Raw genomic sequence first — 20,197 nt, 5'->3', positions numbered from 1 at the left:
GCGCGTCACACCTGGATGTCGAAGCGTTGCAGCACCGAGGGTGCGACCAGGCCCAGCGCGGCGAGCACGGCCAGCACGGTCAACGCCCCCCGCAGCACCACCGTCTCGGCCTTGCTGCCGGTGCGCAACGCGATGCTGTTGGGCAGCCCGATCATCGTCCACATCCGCCGTCTGATCGGGATGGGCCAGAGGATCGGCACGCCCGCCCGGGTGATCATGTCGCCGAGGATGTGCACGAAGCAGCCCACCCCGACGGCCAGACCGATCATCGGATAGCCCCGGTCGCCGGGCAGGTTGGCGAAGGTGAACCAGGCCGTGGCGGCCGACACCAGCGTGACCACCACCCAGCCGGCCCGCTCGGCCCACTCGTCGAACAGGCCGCGCAGCGCCAGACCGATCATGAAGAACAGGATGCTGACCACCGCCCACTTGCCGTAGTGGGCGCAGAGCGCGGTGGTGCCCCAGCCGACCAGCACCGTGAACGGCACGGTGTGGGTCAGCGTGCGGTGCCCGTTGTTGCGGCGCGGGTCCTTGCTCAGCTTCGTCGCGTAGTAGACGCCGAGCGAGATCTTCTCCATCACCTCGGCGACGAAGAGGCTGAACACGCCGAACGTCCGGGCCACGGTGGCGCCGCCCTGGTTGCGGGTGACCTTGCCGGAGAGGTCGAGGTCGGGAAAGAGCGCCCCGCCCGCGCAGACCGCGGTCCCCACCGCCAGCGCCAGCGGCGTCTGGTGATAGTCGGCGAACTGGTCCAGCGCCCAGGAGCCGGTCAGCCACACCGCCGCGCCGGACAGCGCGTGGGACGGTCCCATCATCTCGGCTCGCCCTCCCCAGAGATCTTGATCGACAGAAACTACGCCACTGTAGTCAGTCGGTGCGACGGCGGGGCATCACGAAGTATGTCGGCACAGGTGGGCGTGGTGGTGCCGACTGTCGGCGATGGGACGCGCCCCCGGTCACCCCGCCGTGCGGGTGGGCCGGATCGGCCGGATGCTGTCGCGGATCAGCGCGAACTGCTCGTCGGCGGCGGCCCAGTCGGCGTCCGAGGTGGTCAGGCCCAGCGTCCAACCGGCCTCCTCGCCGGGCAGCACCCGCAGCGCGTGCATGCGCTCCCCGTACGGCGCGGTCCAGCGGCACTCCCACACCGCGCCGTCGCCGTCGGCGGTGAGCCGGACCTTCTCGTATCGCAGGAGACGCCCGGCGGAGGTGAGGTCCCGCTCGGCCGAGCGCAGCCGACCGACCGGGTCCCCGCCCGGGTAGGGCTCGACACCCAGGATGCGCCGGGTGACCGGGTCCTGGAAGCAGGTGGTGTCGCCGGAGCGGAGCTGGAGCCAGCCGGCCGGCAGGGCGATGTGGAACCCGCCGGTGTCGGCGGGCCACACCCAACCGGCGGGCACGGTCACCGCCGGGTCGGCCGGCGGCGGGCCCTTCTGCACCGGGGTGCCCGCCACGTCCGGCCGGATGCACGGGAACGGTGGTGGCGGTGGCCCGCCCGGACCGCCGCCGGGCGGCCCGCCCGGGTGCTCCCAGGGCTGACCGACGGGCTCGCCGTGCCGCTCAGGGTCGGACGGGTGGTCGCGGTCCACGGCGAACGCGGCGCCGACGCCGGCCAGCACGGCCAGCAGCACCGCGCCCGCGGTGAAGCCCCAGCGCCGGGTGGTCCTCCGGCCGCGGTCGTCGCGGTCGGCGGGTGGGGCGCCGTCGTCGCCCCCCTCCCGGCCGGCGTCCTCGTGCGGCGCGCGCACGCCGGGCGTCGGCCCACCGTGCGGCGGGCGCACCCCCGGGACCGGAGCGCCGGGCCCGGGTACGCCACGTCGCGCCCCGCCTCGTGCCGGGTCGTCGCCGAGCGCGCCGCTGCCCGCCGCGTCGCGCAGCCGACCGCCGTCGGACGGGCGTCCGGTGGCGACCGGGGGCGGAGTCGGCGGGGGGACGCCCCCCGGTGAGGGGGTGTGCACCGGGCTGGCGGCGTCGGCCCGCGCCGCCGGACCCTCCGGTCCGGCGGGGTTGCCCGGGTCCACGAAGCTGGTGAGGACCGTGGGGCCCAGCCCACCGACCGGCCGCTGGGGCGTGTCCCGGGGCGTCCCGCCGCCGGCCGGTCGGTCGGGCCCGTCGGCGCGGTGATCCTCCGCGCCGTCGGACGGGCCCGGGTCGGCCTCGTCCGGTCGTTCCCACTCGCTGCGCCGGGCCGCCCGGCTCCAGGCGCGGGCGGCGGCGGCCGGTGGCATCAGGTCCGGATAGCCGACTGTCGGGCGTTCGGCTGCGTCCGGGGCATCCCCGTCGTCCGGGCCGCCCCAGCCGGTGGTCCGGTCCCAGCCGCCGTCGGTTCCGTCCCAGCCGGTCGTGTGATCCCAGGCGTCCCAGCCGTCCGGTTCGAGGCGGCCCGGACCCGCCGGGGCCGCCGGCCCGCCGCGCGCCGGACCGGCGGCCCCGGAGCGGTCCGTCCCCGGACCGGCGTGTCCGGGACGGTCCGTCTCCGGATCGCCGGTCCCGGGCCCGGCGGCCGACCGCCCGGCCACCGGGGAGCCGGGTGATCCGACCGCGCGCCCCGGCGCAACGGCGCGTCCGACAGCCGTCCCGGAGGCGGCGGGCGCGGTCGGCTCCGGGGGCGGGACCGTCGATGCGGACCGCGACACCGGTGGCACGGCGATGCTGGAGCCGCTCAGCGGCGGGACCGCCGATCCGGACCGGGGCACCGGTGGAATGCCGATGCGGGAGCCGCTCAGCGGCGGAACGGCCGGCCCGGTCACGCGCGGCCCGGACGCCGCGCCCGCGTCGGCCCGGTCCGGCTCGGCGTGGGCGCCAGGCCGGTCCGGCGTGACGGCCGGCGGTTCGGCGGCGCCGGCGAGCAGCCGGGCGATGTCGTCGTGGCCGAGCCGGTTGCGCGGGTCCCGGCGGAGCAGCCCCACCAGCACCGGCATCAGCGGTCCGGCGTGCGGCGCCGGGTCCGGGGGTTGGCTGGCCAGCGCCGCCAGCGTGGCCATCGCGGTGCTGCGGGCGTACGGGGAGCGGCCCTCCACGGCGGCGTGCAGGGTGGCGCCCAGCGACCACAGGTCCGCCTCGACGCTTGACACGCTCTCGGCCGCGCGCTCCGGGGCGACGTACTGCGGGGAGCCGAGGACCAGGCCGGGACGGGTCATCGCGCCGTCGCCGCCCTCGAACACGGCCAGTCCGAAGTCGGTGAGCAGCACCCGCCCGTCCAGGGCCAGCAGCACGTTCGCGGGTTTCACGTCGCGGTGCAGCACCCCGGCCCGGTGGGCGGCGCGCAGCGCGGCGTGCACCGCCACCCCGATCTCGGCGGCCCGGCGGGGCGGCAGCGGGCCGTCGGTCTCGATGATCTCCTGCAACGATCGCGACGGGACGTACTCCATGATCAGCCACGGGTCGCCGTTGACCCGGACCACGTCGTAGACCCGGACCACGTTGGGGTGGTTGAGGCGGGCGGCCGTGCGGGCCTCGCGCAGCGTGCGGGCCCGAAGCTCGTCGCGCTCGCTCTCGGCGAGCCAGTTCGGCGGCAGGACCTGCTTCACCGCGACCTCGCGCTGAAGCTCCTCGTCCCGGGCTCGCCAGACCTGGCCCATCCCGCCGCGGCCGACCAGATCGATCAGGCGGTACCGTCCGGCGATCACCACTTCCCGCACCGCACTCCTCACCGCTGGTTGGTCCACAATAGCCAACGGATCGGGTCGGACCTATCCCATCAGGGCGGCGGGCCTCAGCTCGCCGCGCCGGCCAGCAGGTTTCCGTCCGGAATGGCGATCGCCGGACGGCCGCCGGCCAGCAACGCGGCGGCCCGGCGGGCCTGGAACGGGTGGTGCTCCCGGCGGGCGGCGGCATAACTGACGGCGGTGCGGGCCGCGATGGCCGACCAGGCGTAGTGCCGGCTGACCATCTGGCGCGCCCTGCGCGCCACCCGACGGGCGAAGACCTCGTCGCCGAGCAGCCGGTCGACGGCGCCGGCCAGCGCCTCGGCGTCGCCGTGCGGGAACGTCACCCCGGTCACCCCCGGCTCGACGATCTCGGCCAGCCCGCCGGTGCGGGCCACCGCCAGCGGCGCGCCGGCCGCAGCCGCCTCCAGGGCGATCATGCCGAACGGCTCGTAGAGGCTCGGGACCACTGTGGCGTCGGTGGCGGCGAGCACCGCGGGGAGCTGGCCGGCGTCCAGGAAACCGGCGAAGCGGACCGTGTCGCCCAGGCGCAGCCGGTGCGCCCGGGCGACCAGCTCGTCCCGGTACGGGCCGTCTCCGGCGATCACCACCCGCAGCCCCGGGTGCCGGTCGGCCAGCCGCGGCACGGCGTCCACCAGGTGCTGCACGCCCTTCTCGTAGACCAGCCGGCCGGCGTACCCGACCAGCGGCCCGCGCCCGGCGAAGCGCGCCCGGGCCGAGGCGACCGCGTGCGGGCGGGCCCGCCAGGCCCGGTCGTCCACGCCGTTGGCCACCACGTCGACCCGCCCGACCGGCACGTCGAACAGCCGCGACACCTGGTCGCGCATGTAGCCGGAGCAGGCGATCACCCGGGCCGAGGCGTTGCTCAGCCAGTGCTCGACGCCGTGGATGGTGCGGTTCATCTCCCCGGGCAGCCAGCCCTGGTGCCGGCCGGCCTCGGTGGCGTGGATGGTGGTGACCAGCGGCACGTCCAGGTGCTCGGCCAGGGTGACGGCGGTGTGCGCGACAAGCCAGTCGTGGGCGTGGATCACGTCGTACCCGCCGCCGGCGGCCCGCAGGGCGGTCCGGGTGAGCGTGTGGTTGAACGCCATGGCCCAGGCCAGCAGCGAGTCGGTGGCGAGCGGGAACCGGACCGGATCCTCGGCGGCCCGCAGCACCCGCACGCCGTCGGCGTACTCCTCCAGCGGCGCGCCCTCGGCGTGCCGGGTGACGACGGTGACCTCGTGCCCGGCGGCGGCCAGGGCGACGGAGAGCGCGTGCACGTGCCGGCCGAGGCCGCCGACCAGCACGGGCGGGTATTCCCAGGAGAGCAGCAGCACCCGCAGGCGCCGGGCGGGCTGGATGTCGATCACTTCGGCGTCAGCGGACACGCGGCCCCCTTGGAGTTGTGGTCGTCCCCGCCCGAGGCGGCACCGCTGCGGGTGTCCGGCGGGGTCGCGTCCCATCCTGCCGAGGGGTCGATAACCGGCGGCGACGCGCCGGTTGCCGGTCTGTAACGCGTTACCGGCGGCCCCGCCGCGCGCGCAGCAGCTCCGCCACCGACCACGCCTGGAACGGGCAGCCGGTGGCCGCGTGCGGCGCGGCGCCGTCGGCGGTCTCGCTGACCGAGCCCAGGCCGTCCTCGACCAGGTGCCCCTCCAGACCGACCAGCAGGTCCGCGGTGGGCAGGCCCGCCTTGCGGTACGCGTCGAGCAGCGGCCCGGTCAGCCACGGCCAGACCGTGCCCTGGTGGTAGGCGGAGTCCCGCTCGGCCGGGCCGCCCCGGTGCCGGCCGGTGAAGGCGGGGGAGTCGGGGGCGAGGCTGCGCGGGCCGAGCGGGGTGAACAGCGCCTCGGTGAGCCGGCGCAGCGTGCCCTCGTCCGGCTCCAGCGGCGCGTACGGCAGGGACCAGGCGAGCAACTGGTTGGGGCGCAGCAGGTCGTCGTCGTGGTGCGGGGCGCCGCCGAGCGGGTACGCGGGCGCCGGGGCGTCCACCACGTCGTGCAGCCAGCCGGCCGGCGCGGGGAACCGGTCCCGGAACGCGCCGGTCGCCCGGCCGTGCAGGTCCCACAGGGCGGTGGCGTCGCGCCCGGCCAGCTCGGTCAGCTCGGCGAGCCCGGCCAGCCCGTTGATCCACAACGCGTTGACCTCGACCGGCTTGCCGGTACGCGGGGTCACCGGCACCCCGTACACCCGGGCGTCCATCCAGGTCAGCGCCACGTCCGGCGGGCCACCCTGGGTGAGCAGGCCGTCGGCCGGGTCGACGCCGATGCCGTAGCGGGTGCCCGTCACGTGGGCCTCGACCACCCCGTGCAGCGCGGGCAGCAGCTCGTCGCCGAGGTCCGTGTCGCCGGTGACCGTGACGTGCCGGCTCACCGCGTGCAGGAACCAGAGCGTGGCGTCGACCGTGTTGTGCTCGACCCGGCCGGTGTCGGCGGTGTTCGCCAGCATGCCCGCCGACAGCGTGCCCGCGTACGCCCGCAGCAGCTCCCGGCCCTCGTCCGCGCGGTTGGTGCAGAGGAACAGCCCCTCGTAGGAGATCATCGTGTCCCGGGACCAGGCGCCGAACCAGGGGTAGCCGGCCACCACGTCCGGGCCGGTCGCGCCGCGGACCACGAACGCGTCGGCGGCCAGCGCCAGCGTCGCGGAGACCGCGTCGTCGGGCTTGGCGGCGGCCACCACCGCGCGGTTGCGCCGCCGGGTCGCCTCCACCACGGCGGTCGCCGGCGGCGGCTCCTCGGCCAGGTCGTTTGCCCAGGCCAGCACCGTCACTGTCGCGCCGGGGGTGTCCAGCGCGCCGGAGAACCGGCCCGTGTACCAGAGGTCCTCGTCCGGGTTCAGGCCGCGGGCGGCCTCGGCCCGGTGCCGGACGCCGAGCCACCACTGCCCCTCCGGGGTCCAGTCCGGGCCGGCGAGCCGGAACGCGCCCTCGACGATCGCGCCGCCGGCGACCGGTTCCAGCCGGGGCGCGGGGCCGTCGGCCCGCCGCTCGCCGTGCGCGTCGCGCCAGGTGCAGGCCGCGGCCAGGTCCAGCCGGACCGGGCCGCCGGAGACCAGCCGGTGGACCACGGCGACGCAGGACCGGCCGTACGCCATGGCGATCTCCCGCTCGATCACGGTGTCGCCGATCCGCCACCGCCAGCGCGGCACCCCGTCGGTCAGGTCGAAGCGCTCCAGCAGTTCGAAGCCGCGCGGGTCGACCACCCCGGAGGACCACTCGTGCGCGCCCAGCCGGACCTGTCGCCCCGACGGCAGGGTGACCGCCGGGTCGAGGCTCACGAGTCCCACCTTGCGGGACGCCGGCGTCTCGCCCGGGACCACGAGCAACCCGTGGTAGCGGCGGGTGCGCAGCCCGGCCACGGTGCCCATGGCGTAGCCACCGAGCCCGTCCGTGACCAGCCATTCCCGCCCGGCGGCGGCGGACAGCTCCCCGCAGACCTGCGGGCCGAACCGGATGTCGATCAACTTTCCTCCACCGGCAGCGAGGTGTGACATGCCACGACGACAATGGCCGCTGTGGAGAAGTACCCCGGCGGCGTCGAAGATGTGCGGGTGATCACCGACCGCCCGACCTCCGCGACCCCCGACCCCGAGCGGCACCGGCTCGCCCAGGCCGACGCCGGGGAGCAGGACTGGCGCGCATGGGGCCCCTATCTGTCCGAGCGGGCGTGGGGGACGGTACGGGAGGACTACAGCGAGCACGGCACGGCGTGGGACTACTTCCCCCACGATCACGCGCGGTCCCGAGCCTACCGGTGGAACGACGACGGCATGGCGGGCGTCTGCGACGACCGGCAGACGTTCTGCTTCGCGCTGGCGCTGTGGAACGGGCGGGACCCGATCCTCAAGGAGCGGATGTTCGGCCTCGGCGGCGACGGCGGCAACCACGGCGAGGACGCCAAGGACTACTGGTGGTACGAGGACTCCACGCCCACCCACTCCTGGATGCGCTGGCGCTACCACTACCCGCAGGCCGCGTTCCCCTACGACGAGCTGGTCGCGGTGAACGCGCTGCGCGGCCGGGACGACACCGAGTACGAGCTGGTCGACACCGGCATCTTCGACGACGACAGGTACTGGGCGGTGACCGTCGACTACGCCAAGGCGTCACCGACCGACATGTGCCTGCTCGTCACCGTGGCGAACCGGGGTGACCAGGACGCCACCCTGCACGTGCTGCCCACGCTCTGGTTCCGCAACACCTGGTCCTGGGGGCTGCCCGGCGCCGACCGGGTGCCGACGCTGCACGGCGCCGGTTCCCGGCTGGTCGGCGAGCACTGGGTGCTCGGCCAGTTGCTGCTGGAGGGCGACGGCGACCCGACGCCGCTGCTGTGCGACAACGAGACCAACGCCGAGCGGCTGTGGGGGCTGCCCGGGCGCTCGGCGTACCCGAAGGACGGGATCAACGACCACGTCGTCGCCGGCGCGGCCACCGTCAACCCGGAGCGCGTCGGCACCAAGGGCGCGCTGCACTACGTGCTCGACGTGCCGGCCGGCGGGCGGCGGCAGATCCGGCTGCGGCTGACCCGCACCGCGCCGCCGCCGGTGGCCGGCCCGCCCGCCCCGGCCGACCTCGGCGACGGGTTCGACACCGTGCTCTGGGCCCGCCGGGCGGAGGCGAACCGGTTCTTCGACAGCGTGATCCCGGCCGCGGCCACCGCCGACGAGGCGCTCGTCGCCCGCCAGGCCATCGCCGGGCTGATGTGGGGCAAGCAGTTCTACCACTTCGACGTCAAGCGGTGGCTGGAGGGCGATCCCGGGTCGGCGCCGCCGCCGGCCGGCCGGCGGCACGGGCGCAACAGCGCCTGGTGGCACATGACCAGCTTCGACGTCTTCTCCATGCCGGACCCGTGGGAATATCCCTGGTACGCGGCCTGGGACCTGGCCTTCCACTGCGTGACCATCGCCCGGGTCGACCCGGGCTTCGCCAAGGACCAACTGCTGCTCCTGCTCCGCGAGTGGTACCTGCACCCGAACGGGCAGATCCCGGCGTACGAGTGGGCGTTCGGGGACGTGAACCCGCCGGTGCACGCCTGGGCCGCCCTGAAGGTCTTCGAGATCGACGGCTCCCGCGACCACGAGTTCCTGTCCCGGGTGATGCAGAAGCTGCTGCTCAACTTCACCTGGTGGGTCAACCGCAAGGACACCGGCGGCAACAACGTCTTCGAGGGCGGCTTCCTCGGCCTGGACAACGTGGGACCGTTCGACCGCTCGGCCGCGCTGCCGGTGGCCGGCACGCTGGAGCAGTCCGACGGCACCGGCTGGATGGCCATGTACGCGCTCAACCTGCTCGACATGGCGATCGTGCTCGCCGAGCACGACCACGCGTACGTGGACACCGCCACGAAGTTCTTCGAGCACTTCGCGTACATCGCCGCAGCGGCGTACGAGCAGGGGCTGTGGGACGCCGAGGACGCGTTCTTCTACGACGTGCTGCGGCTGGCCGACGGCACGAAGGTGCCGCTGAAGGTGCGCTCGGTGGTGGGGCTGCTGCCGCTGGCCGCGGTCACCCGGCTGACCACCCGGACCATGCGCCGCCTGCCCGAGCTGGGCGCCCGGCTGCGCTGGTTCCTGACCAACCGACCGGAGTACGCCGACGTGATCGGCGGCCGCCGGCTCGGCTCCGACGGCACCCAGCAGCGGCTGCTGTCCATGGTCGGCCCGGAGCAGATGGTGCGGCTGCTGGCCCGGATGCTCGACACCGACGAGTTCCTCTCCGAGTACGGCCTGCGGACGCTCTCCCGCGCCCACCTGGACAAGCCGTTCACGGTCACGCTCGGCGGGCAGGAGTTCAGCGTCGGCTACGAGCCGGCCGAGTCGACCAGCGGCCTGTTCGGCGGCAACTCCAACTGGCGCGGCCCGATCTGGATGCCGACGAACTTCCTGCTGATCACCGCGTTGCGCGAACACGCCGCGTTCTTCGGCGACGACCTCCAAGTCGAGTATCCGACCCGCTCCGGGGTGAAGCACACGCTCGACGAGATCGCCGACGACCTCTCGGCGCGGCTGATCTCGCTGTTCACCCGGGACGGGTGGGGGCGGCGGCCGATCTACGGCGCGGCGCAACTGTTCCAGACCCACCCGGACTGGCGGGACCTGATCTGCTTCCCGGAGTACTTCCACGGCGACAACGGCGCCGGGCTGGGCGCCTGGCACCAGACCGGCTGGACGGCCCTGGTCGCCGACCTGATCCTCACCCTGCGCCGCTGAGCCCTGCGCCGCGCCTCACGGCAGGGGGAGGAACGCCACCCGCGCGTGGTACTCGCCGGCCACCGTCACGGTGTCGCTGCCGAGCCACAGGCCGCGGTCGGTGGCGTACAGGTCGGCGGTGCCGACCCCGCGGTCCTTGGTCGGGTTCCACGCCAGCGCCTTGCCGGTGGTCGGGTGGATCGCCCCGACGCCGGGCCGGGACACCGCGCCGGGGCCGGCGGAGTTGCGCCCGGACGGGTTGTCGAGCCAGCGCTGGTGCCCGCCGACGTAGACCGCCGCGCCGGTGACCGCCACCGACAGCAGCGTGTCGCCGCCGGTGTAGTTCACCCAGGTCGGCTGTTTGCCGGCGATCTCCGTGCCGAACTCGAAGCGGGCCGCGGCGTCGCACAGCGTCCCCGGGAACGCCGCGCCGGTGGTGACCGCCACGAACCAGGTGCCGTCCGCCGAGATGTCCACCCCGCGCAGGTAGGTCGGCATCGACTTGGCGCACTGCGGCTGGTAGCGGGTCGTCGACCAGCCGGACAGCGTCGCCCCCGTCGCGGTCAGGTTCGCCACCGCGAGCTGGTGCCGGGCCTGCCCGGCGACCGAGCTGAAGTTGCCGACGACGACCAGCCGCCGGCCGTCGGCGGAGACGTCCATCGCCTCGACCTTGACCGAGGCGGTGACCCCGGTGGTGGTGACCCGGGGACCTTCCAGCCGCAGGTTCACCGACGCGTCGGCGGCGCCGGTGGTCGCGTCCAGCGCGGCCAGGGCACGTCGGGTCACCCCGCCCACGGTCTGGAACGCGCCGCCCACGAGCAACCGGGCGCCGACCAGCCGCATGTCGTTGACCTGGTTGTTGAGCGCCGCCGGAGCGAACCCGGCGACCCGGGCGCCGGTGGCCGCGTCGACCCGGGCCACCCGCGGCGCGGCCACACCGTTGACCGTGGTGAACGCGCCGCCGAGATAGAGCGAGCGGCCGTCGGCCGAGGCGGCGAGCGCCTTGACCGTACCGTTGACCACCGGCTTGAACGTGGTGTCGATCCGGCCGGTGTCGGCGTGGAACGCCACCAGCCGGGGCATCGCGAGCTGCGCGGTGGTGTTCGCGTTGCGCACCTTGGTGAACGAGCCGGCCAGGTAGACCCGGTCGCCGATCTGGAGGATCCGGTACACGGTGCCGTCGAGCGCGTGCGGCGTCCAGGCCGCCGGCTTCGTGCCGACCACTGTGGCGTGGGTGGCGTTGACGGCGTGGGCCGGGACCGCCGGGAACGCGCCGCCGGCCACGGCGAGCGCGACCGCCCCGGCGAGGACGGTGCGCCGTCCGGCCCGGGTCGGGGCGGGTGAGGTCGTCATCGCTGAAGCATCCCGCCCGAGCAGGTTTTCCGCAGTCGGGTAGCCGCCTCACCCCACCCCCCGACCGGCCGACCCACCCGGCATGAAAGGAGGGGCCCCCTGTTAACGCCTCGTGTTAAAAAGGGGCCCCGCCTCTACCGCGGGCGTTAAGAAGGGGCCCCTCCTTCGGGCAGGGGCGAGGGGGAGGGGTGCGATGGGAGAGCGCCGGGAGGCCGCCGTGCTGGTCTTCGATGCCGACGACACGCTCTGGGAGAACAACGTCGTCTTCGAGCGGGTGATCGAGGACTTCCTCACCTGGCTCGACCATCCGACCCTGGACCGGACGCAGTTGCGGGCCGTGCTCGACGACGTGGAACGGGCCAACGCCCAGGCCCACGGGTACGGCAGCAAGATCTTCCTGCGCAGCCTCGCCGACTGCCTGGCGAAGCTGCGCGAGCGCCCGGCCACCGACGCCGAACGCGTCGAGATCGAACAGCTCGCGGCCGCGCTGGTCGGGCACCAGGTGGAGCTGATGCCGGGGGTGGCCCGGACGCTCGACGACCTCGCCACCCGCCACGAGTTGCTGCTGCTCACCAAGGGCGAGCGCGAGGAGCAGCAGCGCAAGCTCGACGCGTGCGGGCTGCTGCACCACTTCCGGGCCGCGCACATCGTGCCGGAGAAGGACGTCGACACCTACCGCTGGCTGGCGCGCGAGCACGCGTTCGAGCCGGGCGAGGCGTGGATGATCGGCAACTCGCCGCGCTCGGACATCCTGCCGGCGCGGGCCGCGGGCATGAACGCGGTGTTCATCCCGAACGAGAACACCTGGGTGCTGGAGCACGAGGAACTGGATCCGTCCGACCCGGGGGTGATCCGGCTGGCCGCGTTCCCCGACCTGGTCCGGCACTTCTGACCTGGCCGGTAACGTCCGGGATGTGCCGCTCACGTTCCCCTCGCACCTGGCGCCGGTGCTGCCGCTGAAGTGGTGGCGCCCGCACTGGTTCGACGGGGTGGCGCTGGCCACCGGCGCGGTCGCCCCGGACGTCGGCTACCTGGTCACCGGCACCCGCTTCGATCTCGGGCTGCGCACCCACACGCTGGGCGGGTTGCTCTGGTGGTGCCTGCCGGTCGCGCTCGCGTACGCCTGGATCGTCCGCCGGGTGGTCGCCGGCATCGCCGCGCACCTGCCGCTGCGGAGGCTGTTCGGCTGGCCCCAGTACGCCGCGCTGGCCGGGGTGCGTCACCCCTGGCAGGTCACCGTCTGCTCGGCGCTGATCGGCGCGTTCAGCCACGTCGCGTGGGACCGGGTCAGCCACTCCGAGCGGGCGCCGCGGCTGCTCGGCGTCGCCGACTTCCACGCCCTGACCGGCTGGTACTGGTGGCAGTTCGGGGACGTGGTCGGCAGCCTCGGCGGCGGGCTGCTGGTGGTCGCCGCGGCGGTGTACGCGGCCCGCCGGGGGAGGGTCTTCGACGGCGACCCGCCCCCGCTCCCGGCGACGGACCCGCTCGTCTTCTGGCGGGTTACCCTTGCGGTCACCGCGCTGGGCGCACTGCTGCTGCCCGGACTGCCGGCGGCCGGCGTCGCCGCGCCGGCCGGGGTGCGCGTGCTGCATCTCGGTGCGCTGGCGCTGATCGCCGGCGCCGCGGCGGCCCGCTCGACGCCGTCGGGCGGCGCCGGTCGCAGTCCGCGCCTCGAGCCCGAACAGCGCCCGATCGGCTGACCTTGTTACGTCGACATGCCGCTTTTCGGCATTGACATCAATCACAGCCGGTCGGCCCGGCCGACGCTTGTCCGACCTGGGCTGACCTGCCTAACCTGAGCCGGCGTCCACGCCTCGTCGGGGTGAGTCGGGGGCGTACCGGAGTCCGGTGGTAAGAGCACCGTGGAGCTGAGTGCGGGCGAACCGGTTCGCCGTGTGGAGCCCGGCGTGGGCGTCGTGCCACGCCCGCCGTGTTCCCGCGGCCGGAACCGATACCTTGCCGGACGGCCGGGGTCAGGGCCGGGGAGTTGCGGACCCGGTCCTGACCCGTCCGGCCGACGTCGGGCGGGACGCCCCTGGCGCGCCGGCCCGTGACGGAGCGACACTGAGTCATGACTCTTCGGCGCGTACCGCTGCTCGCCGGCCTGGTCGTGCTGCTCGCGGCGGCCTGCACGACGACCGGTCCCGACGACGCGGATCCGGCGCCCCCGTCCCCGACGGCCGCCGCGCCGGCCACCACCGCCGCCCCGCCTCCCGCCGCCACCCCGCCCGCGTCCGCCGACGCGGCGGCGACCTCCGGTACGTGGCGGCGGACCTGGGGCTGGGCGGTGCCCGCCACGCCCGCCCAGGTGACGCACGCGGTGCGGGCGCCGGTCACCCCGAACCCCGCCGGGCCGCTGCCCGTCCTGGTGGCGGTGCAGGTCGCCGACCATCCGGAGGAGGACTACAGCCGGATCACGTTCGCCTTCCGCGGCCCCACCCCGTCCTACCGGGTCGGCTACGTGCCGCAGGTGGTCACCGAGGGCCGTGGCGCGCCGGTCGAGTTGCCCGGCACCGCCTACCTGTCGGTGCGGTTCTCCCCGGCACAGGGGCACGACGCGCGCGGCGGCGGCACGGCCGACCTGCCGCCGGCCGCGATCGGCTACCCGACGCTGCTGGGCTGGGCCGCGGCCGGCGACTTCGAGGGGCACCTGAGCTTCGGGCTCGGCCTCCGACCGCCGGACGGCGGGCGGGTGCCGGTGCGCCTGGGCGAGTCCACCCGCCCGGACGGCACCCACGTCGTCTCCGTCGACGTCCGGCGGGGCTGACCGCCGACCGGGAGGCGTCGACTCAGTGGATCTCGCCGCGGACGATCGCCACGGCGACCCGGCAGAACTCGTCCATGTCCGGGGTGAAGCCGGCGGCGATGTCGGGGTGCAGGCCGGCCCGGGTCTCGTCGAGCAGCCGGCGGCAGACGTCCTCGACGGGCTCGCCCGCGTAGCCGGCCCGGACCCGTTCGGTGGCCGCCTGCAGGGCCGAGGTCAGCTGATCCTCCAGCGGGCCGCGCAGCTTCTGCTGCACAGGGTCGAGCCCGCTCGGATCGAGCGTGACATGTGGCTCCGACATCGGCGCTCCCTTCGTCGGCGTCCGCGGTACCCCACCGCGGGCGTCGGTCAAACCATCGTCGGTACGGCCGCCACCCGGACCTGGTACGAGAATTCCTCCGCCGGCTCCTCGGCGTACGACAGCCGGCGGATCTGCCGGTCGTCGGTCCAGAGCGCGACGTCGACAAGCACCCCGAGGTGGGCGAGGCCGATGCTGGACGCCCGCTTCTTGTCCTGCAGCACCGCGCACACGCCACCCAGCAGCGTGCTGGCGTCGGAGGTGCGGTGCCCGGGCGGGCACCGCAGGGTCAGGTCCACCTCCACCGGCCCGGCGAGCGGGGTCCACCCGGTGCGCTGGGCCGCCGTGCAGGCGGCCTGGAGCAGCGTGCGGACCCTCGTCGCCTGGCGGTGGCCGGCGGCGAAGATGGACAGGGCCTCGGTCTTGACCGGGGGCAGGCCGCTCACCTCGAACGACAGGGCGAGAGCGCGGGTGTCCTGCACGACGGCACCTCCTCGGGGGCATCCTGCCCAACCGGTACGCGCGCAGGCGGGCGGTTCCCGGAAGAACCAACCGATCGAGCGGGCTGTGGGGGACAGCCGGCGGCGGGTCGACAGCGGCGGCGACGCGCGGGGCCAGGGAGCTAGGGAAACGCTAGTCGAGCCGGCTGACGCTGGGTAGTCTCCCCGTTCACCTGGTGAGACGGCAGGTGCGTTCGGGTCAGCGGCGCGCGCGCTTGAGTTCGTGGAAGGTGTCCAGGCGGATCAGCGGCAGCATCGAGTCCCAGATCGTCAGCGCGTCCTCGACGCCCGGGACCTCGGTGATGATCGGGCCGTGGATGCCTCGGGTCGCGTCCGGCACCATCAGCACCGGCGAGCCGATGTCCGGTCCGGCCGAGCCGTACGCCAGCGCGTGCGACTCGTGCACCGCCGCGTCCCAGCGTTCGTCGTCCAGCGCCGCCGCCGCGTCGGTCAACCCGGCCGCCTCCACCGCCGCCGCGACGCTCCGGTCACCGAGCGGGTCACCGGCGTCGTGGGTGCGCGTGCCCAGCTCGGTGTAGAGGCGTCCCGCGTCGTCGTGCCGGTCCTGCGCGCGCAGCGCCTCCACCATCCGCAGCACCCGGCCGGAGGCCGCCATCGCCTCGGCGAACTCGGGCGGGACCTGCCCGTCGTTGAGGATGGCCAGGCTGAACGCCCGCCACTGCACGCGCAGCCCGCGCGCGTCGGCGACGGTCACGAGCCAGCGGGAGGTCCGCCAGGTCCAGGGGCAGGCCGGGTCGAAGAAGAAGGTGGCGTCCATCCCACCAACCTAGGGGCGGGCACGGCCGGCCGCAGCGCGGCGGTGACCGTCACGTGACCGTGATGTTTCGCTTCGTCGCAGGTCGGGCACGTTCGAGCCCACGAAACGCCCGGGGCTCGGGCGCACGGGCCGGTGCCTCGACCGTCTCGCCGTGCGCCGGGGCACGGGTGACCTCCCCGGTTCTTCGCCGAAGAGAGGGGGAGGGTGATGACGACAGTCCCCGACACGGCCGCACGGCGGCCGGTGAGACGCGCGGCGGCTGCGGCCGCCGCGTTGGCGTTGGTGGCCCCGCTGGCCGCCTGCGGGTCCGGCGGCGACGGCGGCCCGCCGACGATCAACCTGTACTACCCGCCCGAGCAGAACCTGCAGAAGGTGGTCGACGACTGCAACGCGCAGGCCCAGGGGCGCTACCGGATCACCTACCGGGTGCTGCCGCGGGAGGCCGACGAGCAGCGGGTGCAGATGGTGCGGCGGCTGGCGGCGCAGGACAGCGGCATGGACGTGCTCGGCCTGGACGTCACCTGGACGCAGGAGTTCGCCAGCGCCGACTGGGTGCGGGAGTGGACCGGCCAGGACAAGGCCGAGGTCGAGCAGGGCACACTGGCCGGGCCACTGGACACCGCCCGGTACGAGGACAAGCTCTACGCCGCGCCGAAGAACACCAACGTGCAGTTGCTGTGGTACCGCGCCGACCTGGTGTCGGAGCCGCCGAAGAGCTGGGACGAGATGATCTCGGCCGCCCAGCGGCTCAAGGAGCAGAACAAGCCCTACCGGGTGCTCACCATGGGCGCCCAGTACGAGGGCCTGGTGGTGCTCTACAACACGCTCGCCGAGAGCGCCGGCGGCAAGATCCTCAGCGACGACGGCAAGAAGGCCGTGATGGACGCCGGCACCGTGCGCGCGCTGGAGCAGCTCAAGACGTTCGCCACGTCGGGCGTGACCTCGCCGTCGTTCAGCAACGCGACGGAGGACCCGGTGCGGCTGGAGTTCCAGTCCGGCGGCGGCGCGTTCCAGGTGAACTGGCCGTTCGTGTATCCGGCGATGCAGGAGGCCAACCCCGAGCTGGCCAAGGACGTGAAGTGGGCGCGGGTGCCCGGCGTCGACGCGAACACCCCGAGCAAGGTCACCATCGGCGGGGTCAACCTGGCGGTCAGCACGTACTCGAAGCACCCGACCGAGTCGTTCGAGGCCGCCCGGTGCATCCGCAGCGCGGAGCACCAGAAGTTCTCCGCGGTCAACGACGGCGTGCCGCCGACCATCGAGTCGGTCTACGACGACCCGGAGATGGCCAAGGCGTACCCGATGAAGGAGACCATCCTGGAGGAGCTGAAGGAGCCGGCGGTGCGTCCGCTGACCCCCGCCTACCAGAGCATCTCCACGGTGATGTCGGCGATCCTGTCGCCGCCGTCGGGGATCAACCCCGAGAAGACCGCGGACGAGCTGCGCAAGGCCATCGCCGACGCGCTGGAGTCGAAGGGTGTCCTGCCATGAGCGTGAACGCCACTCCGGCCGGCACGGAGGCCGCCGCCGAGGCGGAGCAGTCCACCGGTCGCCACGCCGCGGTGCCCACCCAGCGGGCCCGTCGCGGCTTCGCCGCGCCGCTGAGCGACAACAAGCGCGCCGAGCGGCGTCTGGGCTGGCTGCTCTGCGCGCCGGCCGCGCTGGTCATGGTGCTGGTCACCGCGTACCCGATCCTGTACTCGGTCTGGCTCTCGTTGCAGCGTTTCGACCTGCGGTTCCCCGACGAGCGGCAGTTCGTCGGGCTGGAGAACTACGTCACCGTGCTGACGAACGACTTCTGGTGGACCGCGTTCGGCGTGACCATGCTGATCACGGTGGTCACCGTCGCGATCGAGCTGGTGCTCGGCATGGGCCTGGCGCTGATCATGCACCGGACGCTCGTCGGCCGGGGCATCGTCCGCACCGCGGCGCTGATCCCCTACGGCATCGTCACCGTGGTCGCGGCGTTCTCCTGGCGGTACGCCTGGACGCCCGGCACCGGATACCTGGCGAACCTGTTCGACGGCAGCGCCCCGCTGACCGAGCGGGCCAGCTCGCTGGCGATCATCATGCTGGCGGAGATCTGGAAGACCACCCCGTTCATGGCGCTGCTGCTGATGGCCGGCCTGGCCCTGGTGCCGGAGGACCTGCTCAAGGCGGCGTCCACCGACGGCGCGACGGCCTGGCAGCGGTTCACCAAGGTGATGCTGCCGGTGATGAAGCCGGCGATCCTGGTCGCGCTGCTGTTCCGCACGCTCGACGCGTTCCGGGTCTTCGACAACATCTTCGTGCTCACCAACGGCGGCAACGAGACCTCGTCGGTGTCGATGCTCGCCTACAACAACCTGATCCGGGGCCTGAACCTCGGCATCGGCTCCACGATGTCGGTGCTGATCTTCATCACCGTGGCGATCATCGCGTTCGTCTTCGTGAAGCTGTTCGGCACCGCTGCCCCGGGCAGCGACGATGGGGAGAGGCGCTGACATGGCCGTGGAAACCACCACGCGGGCGAAGCTGCGCTGGGGCGTGCTGGACGTCGTGGTCGTCGTCTTCGCGCTGGTCCCGGTGCTCTGGATCGCCTCGCTGTCGTTCAAGACCCCGGCCACGCTCACCGACGGCAAGTTCTGGCCGCGCGAGTGGACGCTGGACAACTACCGGACGATCTTCGACACCGACCAGTTCGTCCGGGCCCTGGTCAACTCGATCGGCATCGCGCTGATCGCCACCGCGATCGCCGTGGTGCTCGGCACCATGGCCGCGTACGCGATCTCCCGGCTGGACTTCCCCGGCAAGAAGCTGCTGGTCGGGGTGTCCCTGCTGATCGCGATGTTCCCGCAGGTGTCGCTGGTGTCGCCGCTGTTCGAGATCGAGCGGCAGCTCGGCCTCTTCGACACCTGGCCCGGCCTGATCCTGCCGTACATCACGTTCGCGCTGCCACTGGCGATCTACACGCTGTCGGCGTTCTTCAAGCAGATCCCGTGGGACCTGGAGAAGGCGGCGAAGATGGACGGCGCCACCCAGGGCCAGGCGTTCCGGCGGGTGATCGCGCCGCTGGCCGCGCCGGGCGTGTTCACCACGGCCATCCTGGTCTTCATCTTCTGCTGGAACGACTTCCTGTTCGCGATCACGCTCACCTCGACCGAGCGGTCCCGCACGGTCCCGGTGGCCCTGCAGTTCTTCACCGGCGAGTCGCAGTTCGAGGACCCCACCGGGGCGATCTGCGCCGCCGCCGTGGTGATCACCATTCCGATCATCCTGTTCGTGCTCTTCTTCCAGCGCCGCATCGTCTCCGGCCTGACCTCCGGCGCAGTCAAGGGATAGGTGGTAACAGTGGCTGACATCGTGCTGGACAAGGTGAGCAAGCAGTTCCCGGACGGGACCTCCGCGGTGCGGGACGTCGACCTGGAGATCGCCGACGGCGAGTTCGTCATCCTGGTCGGCCCCTCCGGCTGCGGGAAGTCCACCACCCTCAACATGATCGCGGGGCTGGAGGACATCAGCTCCGGCGAGCTGCGCATCGGCGGCGAGCGGGTCAACCACAAGGCGCCCCGGGACCGGGACATCGCCATGGTCTTCCAGTCGTACGCGCTCTACCCGAACATGACGGTGCGGGAGAACATGGCGTTCCCGCTGCGCCTGGCGAAGATGGACAAGGAGACCATCAACCAGAAGGTGGACGAGGCCGCCAAGGTGCTGGAGCTGACCGCGCTGCTGGACCGGAAGCCGGCCAACCTCTCCGGCGGCCAGCGGCAGCGGGTGGCGATGGGCCGGGCGATCGTGCGCCAGCCCAAGGCGTTCCTGATGGACGAGCCGCTGTCCAACCTGGACGCCAAGCTGCGGGTGCAGATGCGCACGGTGGTCTCCCGGCTGCAGAAGCAGCTCGGCACCACCACCGTCTACGTCACCCACGACCAGACCGAGGCGATGACGCTCGGCGACCGGGTGGTCATCATGCGCGGCGGCGCGGTGCAGCAGGTCGGCCCGCCGCAGGAGCTGTACGACCACCCGCGCAACCTGTTCGTGGCCGGGTTCATCGGCTCGCCGTCGATGAACTTCCTGCACGCCAAGGTGGAGGAGGGGCGGCTGCGTACGGCGTTGGGTGACGTGCCGATCGGCGAGCGGGTCCGCCGCGAGCTGGAGGCCGGCGACGCGCCGCGCGAGCTGATCCTGGGCGTCCGGCCGGAGCACTTCGAGGACGCGGCGCTGATCGACGACGAGACCCGCGCCCGGGGCGTGGAGTTCGAGGCGCCTGTCGACATCGTCGAGTCGATGGGTTCGGACAAGTACGTCTACTTCACCGTCGAGGGGGAGCGGGCCACCGCCGCGGAGCTGGAGGAGTTGGCCGCCGACGCCGGCGCCGCCGACTTCGCCGGCGCGGGTTCCAGCCTGGTCACCCGGCTGTCGGCGGAGTCGCCGGTGCGCGAGGGCGAGTCGCGCCGGGTCTGGTTCAACCTGGAGAAGATCCACCTGTTCGACCCGGGCAGCGGTCGCAACCTGACCCTGCACGAGGGGCGGTCGGCCGGCGCGCTTGCCGACTGAGCGTACGTCCGCGCGCGGAAGGGGGGGGGGGGGGGGGCGGCCCCCCCCCCCCCACACCCCGGGGGCGGGGGGGGGGCAAACGTTTGTTGGTGTTTGGTGGCCAGCAAGGCAGAGAAACCCCCCCCCGCCCGG

Annotated in this window: 16 protein-coding genes; 8 read left to right on the top strand and 8 right to left on the bottom strand. The window is 73.7% G+C overall.

All coding sequences use genetic code 11. The features are described from left to right. Positions 1-5: 5 nt before the first annotated feature. The 4 genes from ACIA5A_RS24290 to ACIA5A_RS24275 all read right to left on the bottom strand — a co-directional run bounded on the left by ACIA5A_RS24290 (position 6) and on the right by ACIA5A_RS24275 (position 7,109). Positions 6-815 (bottom strand): metal-dependent hydrolase, encoded by an 810-nt coding sequence (locus ACIA5A_RS24290; RefSeq protein WP_396766538.1) that lies wholly within the window; start codon positions 813-815, stop codon positions 6-8. Positions 816-956: 141 nt separating this feature from the next. Continuing rightward, positions 957-3,638 carry a protein kinase gene (locus tag ACIA5A_RS24285; protein WP_396766535.1) on the bottom strand — a complete coding sequence of 894 codons (2,682 nt, stop codon included), beginning with the start codon at positions 3,636-3,638 and terminating at the stop codon, positions 957-959. 74 nt (positions 3,639-3,712) lie between these two features. Next, positions 3,713-5,035 carry a glycosyltransferase family 4 protein gene (locus ACIA5A_RS24280; RefSeq protein ID WP_396766532.1) on the bottom strand — a complete coding sequence of 441 codons (1,323 nt, stop codon included), beginning with the start codon at positions 5,033-5,035 and terminating at the stop codon, positions 3,713-3,715. 130 nt (positions 5,036-5,165) lie between these two features. Continuing rightward, positions 5,166-7,109, bottom strand: coding sequence for an amylo-alpha-1,6-glucosidase (locus ACIA5A_RS24275; RefSeq protein WP_396766529.1), 1,944 nt, complete (start codon positions 7,107-7,109; stop codon positions 5,166-5,168). A gap of 42 nt (positions 7,110-7,151) precedes the next feature. Here ACIA5A_RS24275 and ACIA5A_RS24270 point away from each other — a divergent pair, with 42 nt between their 5' ends. Then, entirely contained in the window at positions 7,152-9,854 is a 2,703-nt protein-coding gene (locus ACIA5A_RS24270; protein ID WP_396766526.1) for an MGH1-like glycoside hydrolase domain-containing protein, read from the top strand. Positions 9,855-9,869: 15 nt separating this feature from the next. Here the strand turns inward: ACIA5A_RS24270 and ACIA5A_RS24265 are convergent, their stop codons facing one another. Further along, the gene (locus ACIA5A_RS24265) at positions 9,870-11,186 is read right to left on the bottom strand and encodes a hypothetical protein (protein WP_396766523.1); all 1,317 of its coding nucleotides are present in this window, start codon (positions 11,184-11,186) and stop codon (positions 9,870-9,872) included. Between the two features lie 193 nt (positions 11,187-11,379). Between ACIA5A_RS24265 and ACIA5A_RS24260 the strand changes: the two genes are divergently transcribed. From ACIA5A_RS24260 to ACIA5A_RS24250, 3 genes are all read left to right on the top strand, one after another. After that, positions 11,380-12,078, top strand: a complete 699-nt coding sequence (locus ACIA5A_RS24260; protein ID WP_396766520.1) for an HAD family hydrolase — start codon at positions 11,380-11,382, stop codon at positions 12,076-12,078. Positions 12,079-12,100: 22 nt separating this feature from the next. Beyond that, positions 12,101-12,886 (top strand): DUF4184 family protein, encoded by a 786-nt coding sequence (locus tag ACIA5A_RS24255; RefSeq protein WP_396766517.1) that lies wholly within the window; start codon positions 12,101-12,103, stop codon positions 12,884-12,886. Between the two features lie 371 nt (positions 12,887-13,257). Then, entirely contained in the window at positions 13,258-13,953 is a 696-nt protein-coding gene (locus ACIA5A_RS24250; protein WP_396766514.1) for a hypothetical protein, read from the top strand. A gap of 22 nt (positions 13,954-13,975) precedes the next feature. On the opposite strand, the gene ACIA5A_RS24245 is transcribed toward ACIA5A_RS24250, so the two are convergent. From ACIA5A_RS24245 to ACIA5A_RS24235, 3 genes are all read right to left on the bottom strand, one after another. Next, on the bottom strand, positions 13,976-14,251 hold the full coding sequence (locus ACIA5A_RS24245) for a hypothetical protein (RefSeq protein WP_396766511.1): 276 nt from the start codon (positions 14,249-14,251) through the stop codon (positions 13,976-13,978). A gap of 47 nt (positions 14,252-14,298) precedes the next feature. Next, on the bottom strand, positions 14,299-14,730 hold the full coding sequence (locus ACIA5A_RS24240; protein ID WP_396766509.1) for a hypothetical protein: 432 nt from the start codon (positions 14,728-14,730) through the stop codon (positions 14,299-14,301). A gap of 217 nt (positions 14,731-14,947) precedes the next feature. Beyond that, complete coding sequence (locus ACIA5A_RS24235) at positions 14,948-15,526, bottom strand: DsbA family protein (RefSeq protein WP_396766506.1); 579 nt, start codon at positions 15,524-15,526, stop codon at positions 14,948-14,950. A gap of 207 nt (positions 15,527-15,733) precedes the next feature. Here ACIA5A_RS24235 and ACIA5A_RS24230 point away from each other — a divergent pair, with 207 nt between their 5' ends. From ACIA5A_RS24230 to ACIA5A_RS24215, 4 genes are read left to right on the top strand one after another with little or no spacing between them, the layout of a single operon-like run. Beyond that, positions 15,734-17,017, top strand: coding sequence for an ABC transporter substrate-binding protein (locus tag ACIA5A_RS24230; RefSeq protein WP_396766504.1), 1,284 nt, complete (start codon positions 15,734-15,736; stop codon positions 17,015-17,017). Further along, on the top strand, positions 17,014-18,009 hold the full coding sequence (locus tag ACIA5A_RS24225; protein WP_396766501.1) for a carbohydrate ABC transporter permease: 996 nt from the start codon (positions 17,014-17,016) through the stop codon (positions 18,007-18,009). Before ACIA5A_RS24230 ends, ACIA5A_RS24225 begins: the two co-directional genes overlap by 4 nt. A 1-nt stretch (position 18,010) precedes the next feature. Next, positions 18,011-18,847 carry a carbohydrate ABC transporter permease gene (locus tag ACIA5A_RS24220; protein WP_396766498.1) on the top strand — a complete coding sequence of 279 codons (837 nt, stop codon included), beginning with the start codon at positions 18,011-18,013 and terminating at the stop codon, positions 18,845-18,847. A 9-nt stretch (positions 18,848-18,856) separates the two neighbouring features. Beyond that, on the top strand, positions 18,857-20,065 hold the full coding sequence (locus tag ACIA5A_RS24215) for an ABC transporter ATP-binding protein (RefSeq protein WP_396766495.1): 1,209 nt from the start codon (positions 18,857-18,859) through the stop codon (positions 20,063-20,065). The last annotated feature ends 132 nt before the right edge of the window (positions 20,066-20,197 follow it).

The sequence above is a fragment of the Micromonospora sp. NPDC051300 genome, from assembly GCF_044455315.1.
In the GTDB taxonomy this organism is placed as follows: domain Bacteria; phylum Actinomycetota; class Actinomycetes; order Mycobacteriales; family Micromonosporaceae; genus Micromonospora; species Micromonospora robiginosa.
This window is presented reverse-complemented; position numbering and strand designations above follow the sequence as displayed.

Excerpts from the sequence above, each read along its gene's own strand:
- ACIA5A_RS24290 (WP_396766538.1), bottom strand. The coding sequence starts at position 815 with ATGATGGGACCGTCCCACGCGCTGTCCGGCGCGGCGGTGTGGCTGACC.
- ACIA5A_RS24270 (WP_396766526.1), top strand. The coding sequence starts at position 7,152 with ATGGCCGCTGTGGAGAAGTACCCCGGCGGCGTCGAAGATGTGCGGGTG.
- ACIA5A_RS24265 (WP_396766523.1), bottom strand. The coding sequence starts at position 11,186 with ATGACGACCTCACCCGCCCCGACCCGGGCCGGACGGCGCACCGTCCTC.
- ACIA5A_RS24260 (WP_396766520.1), top strand. The coding sequence starts at position 11,380 with ATGGGAGAGCGCCGGGAGGCCGCCGTGCTGGTCTTCGATGCCGACGAC.
- ACIA5A_RS24250 (WP_396766514.1), top strand. The coding sequence starts at position 13,258 with ATGACTCTTCGGCGCGTACCGCTGCTCGCCGGCCTGGTCGTGCTGCTC.
- ACIA5A_RS24245 (WP_396766511.1), bottom strand. The coding sequence starts at position 14,251 with ATGTCGGAGCCACATGTCACGCTCGATCCGAGCGGGCTCGACCCTGTG.
- ACIA5A_RS24235 (WP_396766506.1), bottom strand. The coding sequence starts at position 15,526 with ATGGACGCCACCTTCTTCTTCGACCCGGCCTGCCCCTGGACCTGGCGG.
- ACIA5A_RS24230 (WP_396766504.1), top strand. The coding sequence starts at position 15,734 with ATGACGACAGTCCCCGACACGGCCGCACGGCGGCCGGTGAGACGCGCG.
- ACIA5A_RS24225 (WP_396766501.1), top strand. The coding sequence starts at position 17,014 with ATGAGCGTGAACGCCACTCCGGCCGGCACGGAGGCCGCCGCCGAGGCG.
- ACIA5A_RS24220 (WP_396766498.1), top strand. The coding sequence starts at position 18,011 with ATGGCCGTGGAAACCACCACGCGGGCGAAGCTGCGCTGGGGCGTGCTG.